The following is a 16,908-nucleotide window of genomic DNA, read 5'->3' as shown; positions in this document are numbered from 1 at the left end:
TGCCCGACTTCCCGGTGCCCGAGGGCGAAGACAAGACCTCGTGGTTCATCAAGGAGGTTGAGCGAGGCCTGCGCGATCGCTTCCCGAACGGCATCCCCGACGACGTGCGCAAGCAGGCCCAGTACGAGGAAGACGTCATTATTTCGATGGGATTCCCCGGCTACTTCCTCACCGTCGCCGACTACATCAACTGGGCGAAGTCCCAGGGCATCCGCGTGGGACCCGGTCGTGGCTCGGGCGCGGGGTCGATGGTCGCCTACGCCATGAAGATCACCGAGCTCAACCCCCTCGACCACGGCCTGATCTTCGAGCGATTCCTTAACCCCGAGCGAATCTCGATGCCCGACTTCGACGTCGACTTCGACGAACGTAGGCGCGACGAGGTCATCGCCTACGTCAAGCGCAAGTACGGTGAGGACCGCATCAGCCAGGTCGTCACCTACGGCACGATTAAGACCAAGCAGGCCCTGAAGGACTCCGCGCGCATCCTCGGCAAGGACTTCAAGGTCGGCGAGCAGCTGACCAAGGCGCTGCCCCCCGCGATTATGGGCAAGGACATCACGGTCCACGGCATCTTCGACGAGAAGGACAAGCGCTACGCCGAGGCCTCGGAGTTCCGTAAGTTCTACGAGGAGAACCCGGACACGCACGAGGTCGTCCAGTATGCGCTCGGCCTGGAGGGACTCACCCGCCAGTGGGGCGTGCATGCGTGTGCGGTCATCATGAGTTCCCATACGCTTACCGACATCATTCCGATCATGAAGCGCCCGCAGGACGGCGCGATCATCACGCAGTTCGACTATCCGACGTGTGAGACGCTGGGTCTGCTCAAGATGGACTTCCTGGGCCTGCGTAACCTCACGGTCGTGTCGGATGCGCTTCAGAACATTGCGCTTAACGGCAAGCCGGACCCGGACCTCGATCACCTGGCCTTCGACGATAAGAAGACGTATGAGCTGCTGGGACGCGGCGAGACCCTGGGCGTCTTCCAGCTCGATGGTGGTGGCATGCGCGACCTCCTCAAGCTCATGAAGCCCGACAACTTCGAAGACATCTCCGCCGTCGGCGCCCTGTACCGCCCGGGTCCCATGGGCGCGAACTCGCACACGAACTACGCGCTGCGTAAGAACGGACGTCAGGAGATTACGCCCATCCACCCGGAGCTGGAAGAACCGCTCAAAGACATTCTGGGCACGACCTTCGGCCTGATCGTGTATCAGGAGCAGGTCATGCAGATCGCCCAGAAGCTGGCCGGGTACTCGCTGGGCCAGGCGGACATCCTGCGTAAGGCGATGGGGAAGAAGAAGAAGGAGGTCCTGGACCAGCAGTTCAAGGGCTTCCGTCAGGGCATGGTCGACAACGGCTACTCCGAGGAGTCGATCAAGGCCCTGTGGGACGTCGTCGTGCCTTTCTCTGCCTACGCCTTCAACAAGGCTCACTCGGCGGCCTACGGCCTTGTCTCTTACTGGACGGCGTTCCTCAAAGCGAACTATCCGACCGAGTACATGGCGGCTTTGCTGACTTCGACGAAGGACAACAAGGATCGTCGTGCCCTCTATCTGGCGGAGTGCCGCCACATGGACATTACGGTCCTGCCCCCGGACGTGAATGCGTCGATGGGTAACTTCGCCCCTGATGGAGAAGCGATTCGCTTTGGCCTGAATGCCATCCAGAACGTGGGCGGCCCAGTCGTCGAAGCGATCGTTTCGACCCGCACCGAGAAGGGGCGCTTCTCCTCGTTCCAGGACTTCCTGGATAAGGTCCCGCAGGTGGTGTGCAACAAGCGCACGATCCAGTCCCTGATCCGTGCAGGCGCCTTCGACTCGATGGGGCACACGCGCCGCGCTCTCCTGGCTCGCTGCGACGAGGCAGTGGACGCGATCATCGACGTCAAGCGCAACGAGGCGATCGGGCAGTTCGACCTTTTCGGCTCGCTTGGGGAGGAAGAAGATTCAGGGTCGGGCCTCACGATCGATATTCCCGATCTGCCCGAGTTCGATCGTAAGACGAAGCTGGCCGCTGAACGTGAGATGCTGGGCCTATACGTCTCTGATCATCCGCTGCGTGGGGTGGAGGCTGCGTTGGCTCGCCACCAGGACTATGAGATCGCGCAGGTCGTGGGTTCGGAAGAGGCGATGGCTGATCGCGTCGTGAAGATCGCCGGCCTGGTGTCGGGGGTGACCACGAAGGTGACGAAGCAGGGTAACGCGTGGGCGATTGCGACGATCGAGGATCTGTCGGGCTCGGTGGATGTTCTCTTTTTCCCGCGCTCCTATGAGTCGATTCAGACTTACCTGGCTCAGGACATCATTGTCCAGATCGAGGGCAAGGTGAACGTGCGTGAGGAGGGCATGACCATCTATGGCCAGTCGATGACCCTTCTCGATCTGTCGGGCGGGGCTGACCAGCCTCTGGACCTGCGTTTGTCGGCTGCACGCTGCACGCCTGAACTCCTCACGGACTTGCGCGGCGTCCTTGAATCTTTCCCGGGAGGTTCACCGGTGCGTCTGCACCTGACGGAGCCAGGGCGCGTCACTGTCGTCGAACTGGACCCGAAGCTGCGTGTTGAACAAACCAGTGCTTTCTTCAGCCATATCAAGGCGGTTGTGGGCGCAGGTGGGGTGGTTACTAGCGCCTAGGTGCGTTTCCCTGTGATGTACCTATCGCTCATGGGTGGGGGAATGCGGCGTTGTTGGTGTCTGATGAGGCGGATCCGACGATGGCTGCTGCCCGGCCCCAAGGCGCGTCGACCTCGACCAGGTCGCCTGCGCTTAGGTGGTGGCCTCGGCGCGTTTCTCGCACGCCGTTGACGCTCACGTCCCCGTCCTGAATGAGTGCGCGGGCCTGCGCGCCGTCTTCCGCGAGGGAGGCAAGTTTGACGAATTGGCCGAGCTTAATTTGCCCGCGCACGGGGATCGTAGGGGTCATCATCGGAGGTGTCCTTTCGCTGGTGGAGGCTGTGTGGAGCGCGAGCGCGCGTTTGAACAGTATCCTTGGTGTCGAAGACAGACAATAAGGAGGAGCGGTGAGCGCTCACAACGACGATATTGATGCGGAGTTCCAGTCGCTGGTCGCATCGCTGGGGGAGACCGTGCCGTCGGCTTCGTCTCTGCCTGCGCGTGACCTGGACGATACGCCTGTTGACGAGTCGCTGCACCTGGAGGGGGGGCGCCTGTCGGTCGCGCTGGTGCTCGCGCCCATTGCGTACCCCGAGGCCTTGCACTCGCTGTTGGCGTTGTCGGGCATCCGCGAATCTATCGTGCGTCTCAAACCTTGGACTGCTGTGTGGCTGCGTGTTGAGACGACCCCGACGGACGAGGAGGAGCTTGATGCTCTCCTGACGGGCCAGCGTCCGATGCCGGATGCGGTTGATCGTGTCGCGCGGGCCGTGTCGCGCCTGTCCAAGTACGGGTCGGTTGCCCTCATGAGTTGGCTCGTGGAGGGCGATGGCGTTGAGCCGGGTGTGTCTGGCCGTATTTCTGCGCAGCGTTACGTGGGCGGTGAGCCGGAGGAAGCGATTCCTGCGGGGCTGCTCCTCGGGGCGATGCCGGCGGCCACTGAGGATCTCTTGCTTGGGCGTACGACGCCGTGCGACTACTCGGATTCGGTGAGTGCCGATGGGACGCGCAGGGGGGGCGGTCCCTTCGGTTGGTTCCGTCGCAAGTCCTCATGAGCGTTCTTGAACTGCTGCCAGCCGTCGATGTGACGGGCGGGCAGGCGGTGCGCCTGTCTGGCGGATCGGTGGATTGCGGCTCGTGGGGTAGTCCCCTCGATGTCGCCCGTTCTTTTTACGAGGCGGGGGCGCGTTGGGTGCACCTGGTGGACCTTGATCTGGCGTTCGGTCGCGGTGATAATGCTGAGCTTCTTGCCCGGGTTATCAGTGATGTTCCAGTCGCGGTTGAGCTGTCGGGAGGTATCACCAGTCGAGCGGCGATCGAAGCCGGATTGGAGATGGGACCCGCGCGCGTCAATATTGCCACGCAGGCACTTCGTAACATCGACGCGGTGTGTGAGGCGATCGAGTGTTTCGGTGAGCGCGTCGCTGTTTGCCTGGATGTGCGCGGCGATCGGCTGGCTGCGCGCGGAGGTGACGGCGAGGGGGCAAACGTCTGGGGGGTGCTGCGTCTCCTGAACGAGGTTGGGGTGGCTCGCCTGGTCGTGACTGACGTGATGCGTGATGGGCAGATGAACGGCTCGAATCTGGAGCTGGTTGCCCGCATTGCTGGCTCGACGAACGCGCGAGTCATTGCTTCGGGCGGTATTAACTCACTCGCTGACATTGAGGCGTTGCGCGGCCTCGATATTGAGGGTGCGATCGTCGGTAAAGCGCTCTACCGGGGCGCCTTCACGCTGGCCGATGCGATGGTGGTTGCCGGTCATGAGGAGCGGTGATGGGTGCCCGTCTGTCCGAGGAGCAAAAGAATCGTTTGGCCAGGCGCCTGTCGATGATGAGTCCCGACCGTGCCGACGTGGGTCAGGGGCTGCCCTGCACGACTCGCGCACTCGCGTTGGGGCGGGGCGCTGACGGCGGAGCCGCGCGACTTCAGGCCCTTGTGGATGCGCTTGCAGTCGAGCGCGTCATCGTCCCCGTTGATGTTGAACCAGATCCTCGTGTGACGGGAGTTCATGCGGGCGACAATGAGCATGCTCCCACCGACTTCGTGCGCGTACTCACTCCCGCGGGTGAGGCGCTTGCGATCTATTCATCGGCGCAGGCTCTGTCCGCACATCGCCCCGGTGACCGTCCGATGGCCTTGAGTGTTCGCACGATCTGCTTGACGGCACTGGTCGAGACCAGTGGGCGCATCGTCATGAACCCGGGTACCGACGCCGTAGTGTTGCCGCGCCCGGCCGTCGCGGCCCTCGCGCAGGGCGACACGTGGTTGCCCGCGTGGCGTGATACGGCCTTGCGCGACCAACTCGTGGCTGAGGCCGGCGCAGTTTGTCCCGCAATCGTCGATCTGTCGGTCGTCTATGCGGGCGACGGCTTGATACGTGTCGTCGTATCCGTGGACCGCGACTCCTATGCGGATGGGGCAGATGCCTCGGCGATGAAGGCTGCGCTTTCCCAGGCGCTGTCCCAGATCGGGGCCAGTCCACGTCTGATTGCCTCGGCAGACCGCGTCGAGATTGCACCCGTGCTGCGCTGAACACGCCGATGGTTGACCTGCCCTGGGCGCCGGTTGTCGATGTGTCCAGCGCGCTCGGGGACCAGTTTGTCTCGGCCCGATCAGCGTGTCATCGTGAGTGAGGAGGGCAATGCTTTCCGATATGGCGTGTTCCTGTTGATTCTGGTAATGTGGGTTTGACCGTCTGGGCGAACGCCCGGAACGCAAGCGGAGAAATCCCACCTGGATACCCGCCTCTCGCCTGAGAGGATGTCGCCCGCAGGGCGAAGCGCAGGGGATCGGGTTTGGCGGTCGACACGCGTGTGTGTTGACTCCTTGGAAGCCTCCGTACGCGTCGCGTATCGGAGGCTTTTCGCTGCGCGCATAAGGATTCTGTGGAAGGAGCCGCTCATCAGCGAGACTCGCATCAATGAGCGTATTCGAGTCCCCGAGGTTCGCCTTGTGGGACCCGGAGGTGAACAGGTAGGCGTCGTCCGAGTTGAGGATGCGCTGCGTCTGGCCGAAGAGGCCGGGCTTGACCTGGTTGAGGTTGCGCCGAACGCTAAACCGCCCGTCGCAAAGCTCATGGATTACGGCAAGTACAAGTACGAGGCCGCCCAGAAGGCGCGTGATGCTCGCCGTAATCAGGCGAACACGCAGCTAAAGGAAATCCGCTTCCGACTCAAGATCGACGATCATGACTTCGGCGTCAAGAAGGGCCACGTAGAGCGCTTCCTGTCTGCCGGCGACAAGGTCAAGGTCATGATCATGTTCCGCGGTCGAGAGCAGTCTCGTCCCGAGGCCGGCGTTCGCCTCCTACAGCGTCTCGCCGAGGAGATCGGTGAGCTCGCTACCGTCGAGTCGATGCCCCGTCAGGACGGGCGCAACATGACGATGGTGCTGGCTCCCACCAAGCGTAAGGCCGACGCCCTGACTGAGCAGCGCAAGCGCCGCGAAGCCGAGCGTGCTGAGCGCCGGGGCAAGCGCGCGGAGCGCGCCAGTAAGGACCAGGCCCGAGTGGCAGCCGACAAAGCTGCCGAACAGGACTGACGGCGATAGTAATCGCCTCACAACGAAGGAATAGAAATGCCGAAGAACAAGACTCATTCCGGTGCTAAGAAGCGCTTCCGCACGACTGGCTCGGGCAAGATCATGCGTGAGCAGGCCGGCGCCCGCCACCTGCTGGAGCACAAGTCCAGCCGCAAGACCCGCCGCCTGGCGACCGACCAGGTCCTGGAGACCGCCGACGTTAAGCGCGTCAAGCGTCTGCTGGGCAAGTGAGTTCGAGTTAGAGGAGAACAATAGAAAATGGCACGTGTTAAGCGTTCTGTCAACGCCAAGAAGAAGCGTCGTACTGTACTCGAACAGGCCTCCGGCTACCGTGGCCAGCGCTCGCGCATGTACCGTAAGGCCAAGGAGCAGGTCACTCACTCCTTCGTCTACTCCTACCGCGACCGCAAGGCCAAGAAGGGTGACTTCCGCCGCCTGTGGATCCAGCGCATCAACGCCGCGTCCCGCGCCCAGGGGCTGACCTACAACCGCCTCATCCAGGGCCTGAACTTGGCTGGCGTTGAGGTTGATCGCCGTATGCTGGCCGAGCTGGCCGTGAACGACCTTAACGCGTTCAACGCGCTGGTGAAGGTCGCCAAGGACGCGCTGCCCGCCGACGTCAACGCCCCCAAGGCCTGATTGGTGAGTTCTTTTCCCGAGCGCCTGACCCTTCTCGATAATCCCCGCGCCGACCGCGTGCGCAGGGTGTCGGGTCTGGTCGGGCGCTCGGCGCGTTTGCGTTCGGGCCTGATGCTCGTGGAGGGGCCTCAGGCCGTGCGTGAACTCGCGCGTTTCCGTCCCGGCGCTATCCGTGACGTGTACGTGCGTGAGGATGCGTGGGACACCCACGCTGACGTCGTGGAGGCGGCGCGGTGCGCGACTCGTTGGGTGCACCCCGTCACGAACGAGGTCTCGGCGGTGCTCTCGCGTGATTCGCAGGGTGTGTGCGCGGTGGCGTCCCTTGACGCCCTCGTGCGTGAACTGCCGGAGCCGAGCGTGGGGGAGACACTCGTTGTGCTCGCCCAGGGACGTGACCCCGGCAACGTCGGCACGATCATTCGCACGGCTGACGCTTTTGGAGCCTCGGGTGTCATTACTGTTGCGGGCACAGTGGAAGCGACGAACCCGAAGGTCGTGCGCGCCAGCGCTGGCTCGGTGTTCCATGTTCCCGTGTGCGTCGTTCCATCTTTTGAGGAGGTTCGCTTCCTCGTGCACGGCCGCGGTGCCGCCCTGCTGGGGACCAGCGGCGGTGCCGGATCCGTCGACTTGGCGCAGATGCTCGTGCAGGGCGTCTCCACACGCTCGCGTCTCTCGCAGTCCCACGCGTGGGTGTTCGGCAACGAGGCGAAGGGGTTGTCGGGGGCGCAGATGCGCCTGTGCGATGCCCTTGTCTCGATTCCGATGAGTGGTGACGCTGAATCGCTCAACGTCGCGAGCGCGGCGACAGTGTGCCTTTTCGCATCTCAGACAGTGCGAGGAATGGCGCTCTGAGTGTCGTCATCACGGCGCACTGTGGCGCGCGAGACTAGTCTGGATGACATGAAGTTAGCCGACCTGTCCGAGGCACAATTAGTCTCCTACTTCCGCGATTATTTTCCTGTCGGTGAGCGCACCCTTATCGGTATCGGTGACGACTGCGCGCAGATCGCGGCGCCCGAGGAGTCATTCATCGTGACGACGGATGTCATGGTGGAGGATCAGCACTTCCACCTGTCGTGGTCCACTGGTTACGAAGTTGGAGCGCGTGTCGCTGCTCAGAATCTGGCGGACATTGATGCGATGGGCGGCAGGCCGACGGGTCTCGTGGCCTCGGTCGTGGCTCCTCGGCAGATGGATGCGGACGTGTTCCTCGACGTTGTTCGAGGCTTGGGGGATCGGGCGCGCCAGGTCGGCGCGGGCGTCGTGGGAGGGGATCTGAGCGCGGGGGAGAAGCTCACGATCTCCGTGACTGCCTTCGGGTACTGCCCGGGTCCGGTCGTGCGCCGCGACGGCGCTCTACCTGGTGATGTGATTGCCGTCAGCGGCACGCTTGGTTTCTCTTACGCGGGCCTGGACTTGCTCGCGGGTGGGCATGTCGATCCTCGCGCCCGGGGCGTTGGCCAGTTGGGTGAGCTTGAACCCTTCGTGCGTACCTACCGTGCGCCCGATCCTCCTCTTGGCTCCGGTGTTGCAGCTGCGAGCGCGGGGGCACGAGCCATGATGGATCTGTCGGATGGACCCGCTGCCGACGCCGCGCGCATTGCGAAGGCCTCGGGCGTCGTGATCGAATTCGACCGGCCCGCGATCGAGCGCGAGGCCTGGCGGTTGCAGGCGCCGGCTCTTATCTGCCGAGCCGATCCCGTGAAGTGGGTACTCCAGGGAGGAGAGGAACACGGCATGATTGCTGCTTTCCCGCCGGATGTACGACTACCGGAGGGATTTCGAGTGGTTGGCCAAACCCGCGCATGCGAGTCAGGCGAGGAATCCTGTGCAATGTTCGATGGGGAGATCCTGCGCGGGGCGTGGGACCATTTCTCCTCCGATTCCGTACACTGATGTGATGTGGACCGCTGATGGTGTCTCCGGGTTGTCCGGGAGGCGTGGCGGTACAGCTACCAACGAATGGAGAACGTCACGATGACCGCGTCGACTGAGGGGACCCAGGCCTCGTCCCGTCCGATGTCGCGCCTTGCGCGTAAGCTCGCTGAAACCTCTGAGGAAGTTCCGGCCACCGCCGGCTTGTCTCTCCCGTGTCTGCGCGGTGACTCTGCGGTGCCGCCGACCAAGGGGCTGCCGGTCGTCACCCATGAGGAGGGTGCACAGGGGTGACACCACGATGTGGTGACCTAGCGATAGGGGGCGATCGTCGATCGCGTCTCCTTCTGGTCCGAGGCCACAGACACACGGCTGTGGCTTAAGCGTTGACGCGGAGTGCTCGCCATCTCGATCACCGATCGGTCGATGGCTCTCAGTCTTTCTGCCCGACCATGGCAATATAACTTGTCATAGTCGTAACTGATTAACGTTGACTGGGGCATATGGCTGTGTTACTAGTTACCCCGTTGTGGTAATCGCTTGTCGAGGAAGTCTCTGGTGGATTACCCGAGACATCGCCGACGGACGCCGTGAGGAGCGAGCAATGAATGCTGCAAGTGATGATTCGACCGGGAGCGCGATCCGTCCGATAGCTATTGGCATGGATGGCGATCCCGTCCCCGATCCGCCGACGTTGTCATCGAGTGCGCCGGGCATGTCCGCCCCGCTGTCGGCTTATACACACACCCCTGGACAGGGCCAGTTTCCGATGGGCGAACCGATTGCGATGGCACCGGCGATGACTGGGGGAGTTCAGCCCTTAGTCACTGCGGTCTCGCAGCGTCCTCGCAAGCGCGTCAACCCCATCTTTTTCGCTGCCCTGTTCCTCGTTGTACTCGCGGTGGTAGCAGTTGGCAGCTTCGTCCTTGCGAACTCAATGCGTACACCCGAAGCGCAGGTGCGCCGTTACCTGGACTACCTCGCACAAGGGAACGCCAGCGCTGCCACAGCGATGGTTGATCCAGGTGTGGCCAACGATGAACGCGTCTTTTTAACGGACGAGGTCATGGCCTCGGCAACCTCGCTGCTGCAGGTCGAAGATGTCGTTGACAGGGATGAGGGGCGCACATCGAAGAAACACACCGTAAACGCCACAGTGACGGTCGGCGATGTCCATTTTACCTTCCCCTTTGAAGTCCAAGAAAGCAAACCGACACTGGGAATCATCAAGAACTGGACGATCCAAAACGCCCTAGTCGTTCCCATCGCCGTCAGGATTAAGAATGTGTCGACGTTTAGCATCGGCGGCGTGACGGCGCCCGTCAGTGATGACAATTATTTCCCATACACGTCCCCGATCTACATGCTGTATCCAGGAGTCTACACGGTGAGTGCCGCCGACCCGGGGGATTATATCGAAGCCGACCCGGTCATCTTCAAGGCCGCGAGAGACGAGTACAAGTTCGGTGCCGACCCGCTTCGGTATGTGACGGTCGATACATCATACAGTGATTCGTTGCTTGCAGCTGCGGTCGACGCGATGGTCGCGTAGACCACGTCGTGCGCCACGCCTCCGGAGAATCTCGATACGGTGTGTCCCTTCGGGCTGCAGCGGACAGATTTGACCATTCTTGAGGTTAAGCAGATGCCGTCCACTGCGAAACAGTGGGATGACGAACCATCCGAGTTCCACGATTACGCCTTCTTTAAGGTGCAACAGGGGGCCGGGACTCCGATCTACACCCTGAAGTCAACTGTGTACGCGACGTTGAAGTTTGACGAAAACGGAAAGATGGTGGTCGATTCTGCTGGTAAGCCTCAGTTCTGGCTGAGGTACGAGGTAGAATAGGTTTGACGCTCTGACATTCCCCGATCGTGTGACGGTCGGGGAATGTCTCGTATCCGCTTTGTGACCCGGCTTTGACTCTTTCCCACTGGCGTGTGATCATAGGCACGTCTTTTTGACCGGTGGTCGGTATCGCCTCGTTTGTCGCCCGATGTCGACGCCGGAGTTTTTGTGCATCGTGAGGAGCGAGTCGTGAATACTGACAACAACGAAACCATCGGCGCCGATATACCTGTGCCATCCCCGGCTGGAGCCGACCCGACTTCTGGTGCCGGCCCTGTTCCGGGTCCTGGTGCCGCCCCTGTTCCGGGTCCTGGTGTGGCGCCTGTTCCGGGTCCTGGTGTGGCGCCCGCTGCGGGGGTGTCGTTTGCTCCCGTCTCGCCACGCGCTAAGAAGCGAGTGAAGCTGATTGGCGCCCTGGTGGGTGTTCTCGTGGTGCTGGTGATCGCTGGCGTGGTGGCGATCAAGGTTGTTAATAGTTCGCGCACGCCCGAGGCCGAGGTGCGCAGGTACCTGGATCTGTTGGCTTCTGGTCAGGCCAGTGCGGCGACGGCCATGGTGGATCCGGGTGTGAATAACGACCAGCGTACCTTCCTGACTGACGACGTGATGGCCTCGGCGAGTTCGCTGCTGGTCATCGAGGACGTGGTTGCCGACAAGAACGAGGGTTCCGACACGCGCACGGTGACCGCCACCATGCAGGTCAACGGCGAACGCTTCACCCACGACTTCACTGTGACGATGGGGAAGTCGACGTTGGGCGTTCTGAATAACTGGACAGTGAAGGACTCTCTTGCCGCGCAAGTGAGCGTTGATGCTGAAGGGTACACTCAGTTCACCGTCGGTGGCACGAGCGCCGATGTTCCCTCGGCGGTCCGCAGTGGTAAGGACAACGCCTACCTCTTCTACCCCGGCGTCTACACGTTCACGCCAGTCGCGCCGAACGAGTATGCAAACTCTAACCCGGAGACGGTGTCGGTCCTCGATGATGGGTTGGGTGACAACAGCGCCGTTGTGACGCTGAAGGCCACCTATAACGCAAAGTTGACAGCAGCAGCGATAGCGGCAGGACAGCAGAGTGTTGACTCCTGCACGTCCATCCCAGGCAACCAGAACTCTTCATGCCCATTCGCGATCCAGAGTGATGCGGTCACCGAGGTGACGGGGTTCATGCCTAAAGCGCTAGCACCAGTGTCCGACGACCAGCCGACAGTATTCCGGGCGTCTGTCATCTTCACAGCGACATACTCCAACAAGTACTACATGGCAGGCACACGAGACGTGGAGGCCAATGTGGAGATTCGCGCGCAGCTGGATGACGACAAGGTGCTCAAACTGGACAAGGACGGCAATCCCGAGTTCACGGTGAGCTTTACCCGCTGAGGCAGTGTCTGTGCGTTTCTAATCCGTGATGGTGCCCTCGGCCTAACACGGGGGCACCATCTATCCGCTTTGTGACCCGGCTTTGACTCTTTCCCACTGGCGTGTGATCATAGGCACGTCTTTTTGACCGGTGGTCGGTATCGCCTCGTTTGTCGCCCGATGTCGACGCCGGAGTTTTTGTGCATCGTGAGGAGCGAGTCGTGAATACTGACAACAACGAAACCATCGGCGCCGATATACCTGTGCCATCCCCGGCTGGAGCCGACCCGACTTCTGGTGCCGGCCCTGTTCCGGGTCCTGGTGCCGCCCCTGTTCCGGGTCCTGGTGTGGCGCCTGTTCCGGGTCCTGGTGTGGCGCCCGCTGCGGGGGTGTCGTTTGCTCCCGTCTCGCCACGCGCTAAGAAGCGAGTGAAGCTGATTGGCGCCCTGGTGGGTGTTCTCGTGGTGCTGGTGATCGCTGGCGTGGTGGCGATCAAGGTTGTTAATAGTTCGCGCACGCCCGAGGCCGAGGTGCGCAGGTACCTGGATCTGTTGGCTTCTGGTCAGGCCAGTGCGGCGACGGCCATGGTGGATCCGGGTGTGAATAACGACCAGCGTACCTTCCTGACTGACGACGTGATGGCCTCGGCGAGTTCGCTGCTGGTCATCGAGGACGTGGTTGCCGACAAGAACGAGGGTTCCGACACGCGCACGGTGACCGCCACCATGCAGGTCAACGGCGAACGCTTCACCCACGCGTTTCGGGTCACCTCCGGTCAAGCAACGATGGGAATCCTTGATAACTGGAAGATTCGGGACTCGCTGGCAGTGCCTGTGACCGTCGACGGCGACGGTATCGATCAATTTTCTGTCGGTGACACTAAGGCCTCTATCGACAAGGCAAGCTTCTACATGGAGGGGCGTTCCTTCCTCTTCTATCCGGGCGCATACAATTTCACGCCCGTCGCGCCCAACGAGTACGTGGACGCGACTCCCGTCGCCGTCTCCGTGCTTGACGACGTTCGCACTGCGGGCGGCGATGGCAGGAGTGACGTGACCTTCAAAGCAACCTACAACGACAAGCTTGAAGCCGCCGCTCTCGAAGCGGCTCAGGCGCTCGTTGAATCGTGTGGGACATACCCGGGCAACCAGGGCGACGACTGCTCGTCCCTGATTCAGGGAGACAGCGTCACCGCTATTTCCATCAAGGAAAAGCCGACATCTCTCGATTCCTACAGCTTCGATCCAACGTCATTTTCTGGGAGCGTGACCTACACGGTCACGACAGAGGGAACGCTGTTCGCCGGAACGAGGGACGTCGGCCTGACGGTGAAGGTCGACGCGCGTTTCGATGACGACGGAATGATGATGATGACCGCCGATGGTAAGCCGGACTTTAGGGTGTCCTTCGCCTTCTAACGTCCACTGCCTGCGCCCTATACACGTGTTGCCCGTCCGCGCCTGCGGACGGGCAACCTGCATCCGCTCCGTGATCCTTCTTTGACTGACCGCGTGCGCAGCATGATACTGAGCACGCCTGGGTAGCCGGGTGACGGGACACGCACAACGTGCCACGCGCCCGGCTGAGGATTGTCAACGTTGTGAGGAGCACACGATGGGCACTGAGAAGAATCAAGCGAACACGACACCGATACCGGAACCCCCCGCAATCCCCGCGATTCCGGCTCCGTCGACGTCCGCCGGGGGAGGCGCGGCGTCGACGCCTCCTTCCGGCCGGGGCAAGAAGCGGGCGATCCTGATCGGAATCCTCGTTGGTGTCCTCGCGGTGCTGGTGATCGCCGGCGTGGTCGCGATCAAGGTTGCCAACAGTTCGCGCACGCCCGAGGCCGAGGTGCGCAAGTACCTGGACTTGCTGGCTTCCGGTCAGGCCAGTGCGGCGACCGCCATGGTTGATCCTGGCGTGCCGGACGACCAGCGTCGCTTCCTGACCGACGAGGCCATGGCCTCGTCGACCTCGCTGCTGGTCGTCGAAGACGTGGTCGCCGACGGGAACGAGGACTCCCAGACCCGTCAGGTTTCGGCCACCGTGCAGGTGAACGGGGAGAGCTTCACCCACGCCTTCACCGTCACCAAGGACAAGCCGACGATGGGCGTTCTCAATAACTGGACGGTGAAGAACTCCCTGGCTGCGCAGGTCAGCGTCGACGCGCAGGGATACACCCAGTTCACCGTCGGAGGGGTGAGCGCCGACGCTCCGCGCAAGCTTGTCTCCGGTAAGCCGGCCACGTACTTTTTCTACCCCGGCGTCTACACGTTTACGCCCGTCGCCCCGAGCGAATACGTGAACGTTAACACCAAGACCGTTGCCGTCCTTGACGGCGTCCACGGTAGGTTTGCCAACCATGCCGATGCCGCTGATGTTTCCCTAGAAGCGACCTACAGCGATAAGCTGAAGGAGGCGGCGCTTGAATCCGCAAAGGAATTCCTGAACTCCTGCGCATCCATCCCGGGCAACCAGAATTCTGACTGTCCCTCCGCCCTCAGCAGTGATGCGGTGAGCGCGATCTCCGTCAAGACGATGCCCACAACGCTGGAACCGATGGATCTGGACCCGGGGGTCTTCCAAGGACCAGTCACTTTCGCGGTGACGTACTCCGACAAGTCCACCACACCGGGCACGCGCGACGTCGACACAACGGTGGTCGTCAACGTCCAATTCAGCAACGATGGGCTACTCAAGCTCACATCGGATGGTAAGCCCGACTTCTGGGTTGGTGTATCCCGGTGAAGCCATCGTCGCCCTCCGACCCGTGACGGCGTCCGCGCTGGGTGTTCTCCTCGAACAGATCCATGGCGTGAGAGCCGGTGTCACACGCAGGTTGAATCGAATTTTTGCATGTGAGAAAATTAGAGGGTTTTGTAACCGACAGGCACACCACAGTGCCCGTTCGCGGGCGCGTGACGGAGACTATCACAGTGAGGAGCATCGATGACACAGAACAGCGATGACACTATCCACGGTCTGACGCCTCCTCCCGGCCCCGACGAGGGTTCCGGCGCACCTGCAGAGGCCTTCGAACAGACAATGCTCACGCTGCCCATCGACGCCCCTCCCGCCCCTGAACCGACCGCCGCGGGTCTCCCGCCTGTACCCGAGGTCGGCATTGACACTCCGCCTGCCCCGCACGCGAGTCCATCCCCCGTGTCCCAGCCCGGATCGGCGCTCGCCTTCACTCCCATGTCGCAGGCGAGTCGCCGTCGGATGAAGCGAAGCGTGATCGTGATCGCGATCCTGGCGGTGATCGGCGGCGTGAGTGCTCTCAGCATCATGTTCGCGAACTGGACGCGTACCCCAGAGGCCACGGTCCGCCAGTACCTGGACTATCTGGCCGCCGGCAATGCCGATGCGGCGACAGCGATGGCAGATCCGGGTTTAGCCAATGAGCAGCGCGGATTCCTGACGAACGCGGTCATGGCCTCGGCCAACTCTCGGATCGTCGTTGAAGATGTTGTTGCTGCGCCGTACGGGGGCAACAAGGTCACCACCGTCACGGCCACGATGCAGCTTGACGGAGAACGCTTCACCTATTCCTTCGGTGTGACCGCCGCAAAGCCTACGTTGGGCCTGCTGAAAAACTGGAAGATGCAAAACGCCCTGGTTGCACGCGTGAATATTACCGGCACGAAGGTTTCCTACTTCACGGTCGGCGGGGCGAAAGGGTCGATCAATATCGGGGCTCTCTCGGGCGGCTCGGACTACGTGTTCTACCCGGGGGTCTATACTTTCACTCCAGCTGACATTGGCGACTACATTGACGCTGCGCCCGTAACGGCGCGTGTGAAGGCGGATATGGCCGCAACCAGCAGGGGGGTCGCCAGCACCAGCGTGACGTTGACGGGTGCGTACAACGATGCGTTGGCCTCGGCGGCACTGGATGCTGCCATTGCTCTGACAAACTCCTGCGCGAGCGCCCCCGGCAACACCAACAAGGCATGTCCTCTGAAGGTGCAGTCCACTGATCTGTCGGTGCTGGAGGTCAAGAGCCTGCCTACGTCGTTGCAGCCCGATCCGTTCTGGGATCGAACGTACACGGGTCGGGCAACATTTCGGATCAAGGGTTCGGGGCGCAATAGTAAGGTCGAGGACATTGAACGGACGTTCACGGTGAACGTCAAGGCGGAGGATAGCGGTACGCTTATTCTCGATTCGTCGGGCAAGCCGCAGTTCAAAGTGACCTTCGACTGGTAACAGGTGGGTGGTGTGGGGCTAATGCCTCACACCACCCCTGTTTCTTCATGGTTGTTCTCCAACGTGGTGGCAAGCAGTCGGAGGCGCGCTATGATGGGTTGTTGGTAACTCTGTCACACTGAAAATGGAGCAGCCCACATGAGCAATGATGCACAGGTCACAAGTGCGCGTAGACCCGGTCGACCCAAAGCTGGAAGTGAGGATAAGAAGGCGCGAATCCTTGCAGAAGCGTTGACCCTCTTTTCGACCCGGGGCTTTGCCGCTACCTCCCTGGCAGACATTGCTCGAGCATCGGATATTTCCAAAGCTGGGCTGCTGCACCACTACTCCTCCAAGGACCAGCTGTTGGCAGCCGTCCTGGAAGAGCGTGATCGTCGCACGATGAGCCGTTTGCCCGGAGAGGGCGCCGGAGCAGAGGCTGCGCTCGATGCATGGGTGGAGATGGTGGCCCATAATCAACGGCATCCCGATGGTGTCGCTCTGTATACAGCGATGTCAGCGTCCGTTATCGATGTGGAACATCAGGCCCATCCATGGTTCCGCCACCACTTGATGGCCGCGATTCAGTACCTGGGGGATTCTCTCGAACGGGGAAAAGTGACCGGCGAAGTGCGTGTGGATGCCCCGAGTGAGCAGATTGCACGCAAGCTCGTCGCGCTCTCGGATGGTCTGCAGGTGCAGTGGCTCTGCTCGCGTGCCGATGGTCGGTGTGACGTGGACATGCATTCGGTGACTGCGGGGGTTGTCGCTGACATTAAAGACCGGTGGTTGATTCGTTCGTAAACGAGGTGTGACACTTCCTTGTAGAGACTAGCAAGA

18 protein-coding genes are annotated in these 16,908 nt (G+C 61.8%); 17 read left to right on the top strand and 1 reads right to left on the bottom strand.

Annotated features, from left to right (window positions below; genetic code table 11):
• Positions 1–2,639: DNA polymerase III subunit alpha (gene dnaE, locus RYL44_RS02870; protein WP_314975034.1), on the top strand; the 2,639-nt coding region annotated here is incomplete at its 5' end.
• A 28-nt stretch (positions 2,640–2,667) separates the two neighbouring features.
• On the opposite strand, the gene RYL44_RS02865 is transcribed toward dnaE, so the two are convergent.
• Positions 2,668–2,931, bottom strand: a complete 264-nt coding sequence (locus RYL44_RS02865) for an RNA-binding S4 domain-containing protein (RefSeq protein ID WP_314768720.1) — start codon at positions 2,929–2,931, stop codon at positions 2,668–2,670.
• A gap of 94 nt (positions 2,932–3,025) precedes the next feature.
• Here RYL44_RS02865 and RYL44_RS02860 point away from each other — a divergent pair, with 94 nt between their 5' ends.
• The 16 genes from RYL44_RS02860 (at position 3,026) to RYL44_RS02785 (ending at position 16,872) form a co-directional block, all read left to right on the top strand.
• On the top strand, positions 3,026–3,673 hold the full coding sequence (locus tag RYL44_RS02860; protein WP_073983476.1) for a hypothetical protein: 648 nt from the start codon (positions 3,026–3,028) through the stop codon (positions 3,671–3,673).
• Positions 3,670–4,392, top strand: coding sequence for a HisA/HisF-related TIM barrel protein (locus RYL44_RS02855; RefSeq protein ID WP_314804688.1), 723 nt, complete (start codon positions 3,670–3,672; stop codon positions 4,390–4,392). The genes RYL44_RS02860 and RYL44_RS02855 overlap by 4 nt, the downstream gene beginning before the upstream one ends.
• Positions 4,392–5,150, top strand: coding sequence for an SseB family protein (locus RYL44_RS02850; RefSeq protein ID WP_314975033.1), 759 nt, complete (start codon positions 4,392–4,394; stop codon positions 5,148–5,150). The genes RYL44_RS02855 and RYL44_RS02850 overlap by 1 nt, the downstream gene beginning before the upstream one ends.
• A 294-nt stretch (positions 5,151–5,444) precedes the next feature.
• Positions 5,445–6,158 carry a translation initiation factor IF-3 gene (gene infC, locus RYL44_RS02845; RefSeq protein ID WP_276739688.1) on the top strand — a complete coding sequence of 238 codons (714 nt, stop codon included), beginning with the start codon at positions 5,445–5,447 and terminating at the stop codon, positions 6,156–6,158.
• 36 nt (positions 6,159–6,194) lie between these two features.
• Complete coding sequence (gene rpmI / locus RYL44_RS02840) at positions 6,195–6,389, top strand: 50S ribosomal protein L35 (protein WP_005871559.1); 195 nt, start codon at positions 6,195–6,197, stop codon at positions 6,387–6,389.
• Between the two features lie 27 nt (positions 6,390–6,416).
• Positions 6,417–6,797 (top strand): 50S ribosomal protein L20, encoded by a 381-nt coding sequence (gene rplT / locus RYL44_RS02835; RefSeq protein ID WP_073983479.1) that lies wholly within the window; start codon positions 6,417–6,419, stop codon positions 6,795–6,797.
• 3 nt (positions 6,798–6,800) lie between these two features.
• Positions 6,801–7,649, top strand: coding sequence for a TrmH family RNA methyltransferase (locus RYL44_RS02830; protein ID WP_314975032.1), 849 nt, complete (start codon positions 6,801–6,803; stop codon positions 7,647–7,649).
• 48 nt (positions 7,650–7,697) lie between these two features.
• Positions 7,698–8,693: a thiamine-phosphate kinase gene (thiL, locus tag RYL44_RS02825; RefSeq protein ID WP_314975031.1), complete on the top strand. Its 996-nt coding sequence runs from the start codon at positions 7,698–7,700 to the stop codon at positions 8,691–8,693.
• 81 nt (positions 8,694–8,774) lie between these two features.
• Positions 8,775–8,966: a hypothetical protein gene (locus tag RYL44_RS02820; RefSeq protein WP_314975030.1), complete on the top strand. Its 192-nt coding sequence runs from the start codon at positions 8,775–8,777 to the stop codon at positions 8,964–8,966.
• 310 nt (positions 8,967–9,276) lie between these two features.
• Positions 9,277–10,224, top strand: coding sequence for a zinc ribbon domain-containing protein (locus RYL44_RS02815; protein ID WP_314975029.1), 948 nt, complete (start codon positions 9,277–9,279; stop codon positions 10,222–10,224).
• Positions 10,225–10,293: 69 nt separating this feature from the next.
• On the top strand, positions 10,294–10,521 hold the full coding sequence (locus RYL44_RS02810) for a hypothetical protein (RefSeq protein WP_314975028.1): 228 nt from the start codon (positions 10,294–10,296) through the stop codon (positions 10,519–10,521).
• Between the two features lie 189 nt (positions 10,522–10,710).
• Positions 10,711–11,901: a zinc ribbon domain-containing protein gene (locus RYL44_RS02805; RefSeq protein WP_314975027.1), complete on the top strand. Its 1,191-nt coding sequence runs from the start codon at positions 10,711–10,713 to the stop codon at positions 11,899–11,901.
• A gap of 368 nt (positions 11,902–12,269) precedes the next feature.
• Positions 12,270–13,298: a zinc ribbon domain-containing protein gene (locus RYL44_RS02800; protein WP_314975035.1), complete on the top strand. Its 1,029-nt coding sequence runs from the start codon at positions 12,270–12,272 to the stop codon at positions 13,296–13,298.
• A 196-nt stretch (positions 13,299–13,494) separates the two neighbouring features.
• Entirely contained in the window at positions 13,495–14,628 is a 1,134-nt protein-coding gene (locus tag RYL44_RS02795; protein ID WP_314975026.1) for a zinc ribbon domain-containing protein, read from the top strand.
• 201 nt (positions 14,629–14,829) lie between these two features.
• Positions 14,830–16,089 carry a hypothetical protein gene (locus RYL44_RS02790; RefSeq protein WP_314975025.1) on the top strand — a complete coding sequence of 420 codons (1,260 nt, stop codon included), beginning with the start codon at positions 14,830–14,832 and terminating at the stop codon, positions 16,087–16,089.
• A gap of 138 nt (positions 16,090–16,227) precedes the next feature.
• Positions 16,228–16,872 (top strand): TetR/AcrR family transcriptional regulator, encoded by a 645-nt coding sequence (locus RYL44_RS02785; protein ID WP_073983482.1) that lies wholly within the window; start codon positions 16,228–16,230, stop codon positions 16,870–16,872.
• Positions 16,873–16,908: the final 36 nt, after the last annotated feature.

The sequence above is a fragment of the Actinomyces bouchesdurhonensis genome, assembly GCF_963540955.1.
Taxonomy (GTDB): domain Bacteria; phylum Actinomycetota; class Actinomycetes; order Actinomycetales; family Actinomycetaceae; genus Pauljensenia; species Pauljensenia bouchesdurhonensis.
Note: the sequence above shows the minus strand (reverse complement) of the source record. Positions and strands in the feature narration are given on the sequence as shown.

What these genes read in the sequence shown, in the direction of transcription:
- RYL44_RS02855 (WP_314804688.1), top strand. Translation starts at nt 3,670, where the DNA reads ATGAGCGTTCTTGAACTGCTGCCAGCCGTCGATGTGACGGGCGGGCAG.
- RYL44_RS02865 (WP_314768720.1), bottom strand. Translation starts at nt 2,931, where the DNA reads ATGATGACCCCTACGATCCCCGTGCGCGGGCAAATTAAGCTCGGCCAA.
- rpmI (WP_005871559.1), top strand. Translation starts at nt 6,195, where the DNA reads ATGCCGAAGAACAAGACTCATTCCGGTGCTAAGAAGCGCTTCCGCACG.
- RYL44_RS02790 (WP_314975025.1), top strand. Translation starts at nt 14,830, where the DNA reads ATGACACAGAACAGCGATGACACTATCCACGGTCTGACGCCTCCTCCC.
- RYL44_RS02850 (WP_314975033.1), top strand. Translation starts at nt 4,392, where the DNA reads ATGGGTGCCCGTCTGTCCGAGGAGCAAAAGAATCGTTTGGCCAGGCGC.
- rplT (WP_073983479.1), top strand. Translation starts at nt 6,417, where the DNA reads ATGGCACGTGTTAAGCGTTCTGTCAACGCCAAGAAGAAGCGTCGTACT.
- RYL44_RS02785 (WP_073983482.1), top strand. Translation starts at nt 16,228, where the DNA reads ATGAGCAATGATGCACAGGTCACAAGTGCGCGTAGACCCGGTCGACCC.
- RYL44_RS02795 (WP_314975026.1), top strand. Translation starts at nt 13,495, where the DNA reads ATGGGCACTGAGAAGAATCAAGCGAACACGACACCGATACCGGAACCC.
- RYL44_RS02815 (WP_314975029.1), top strand. Translation starts at nt 9,277, where the DNA reads ATGAATGCTGCAAGTGATGATTCGACCGGGAGCGCGATCCGTCCGATA.
- thiL (WP_314975031.1), top strand. Translation starts at nt 7,698, where the DNA reads ATGAAGTTAGCCGACCTGTCCGAGGCACAATTAGTCTCCTACTTCCGC.
- RYL44_RS02820 (WP_314975030.1), top strand. Translation starts at nt 8,775, where the DNA reads ATGACCGCGTCGACTGAGGGGACCCAGGCCTCGTCCCGTCCGATGTCG.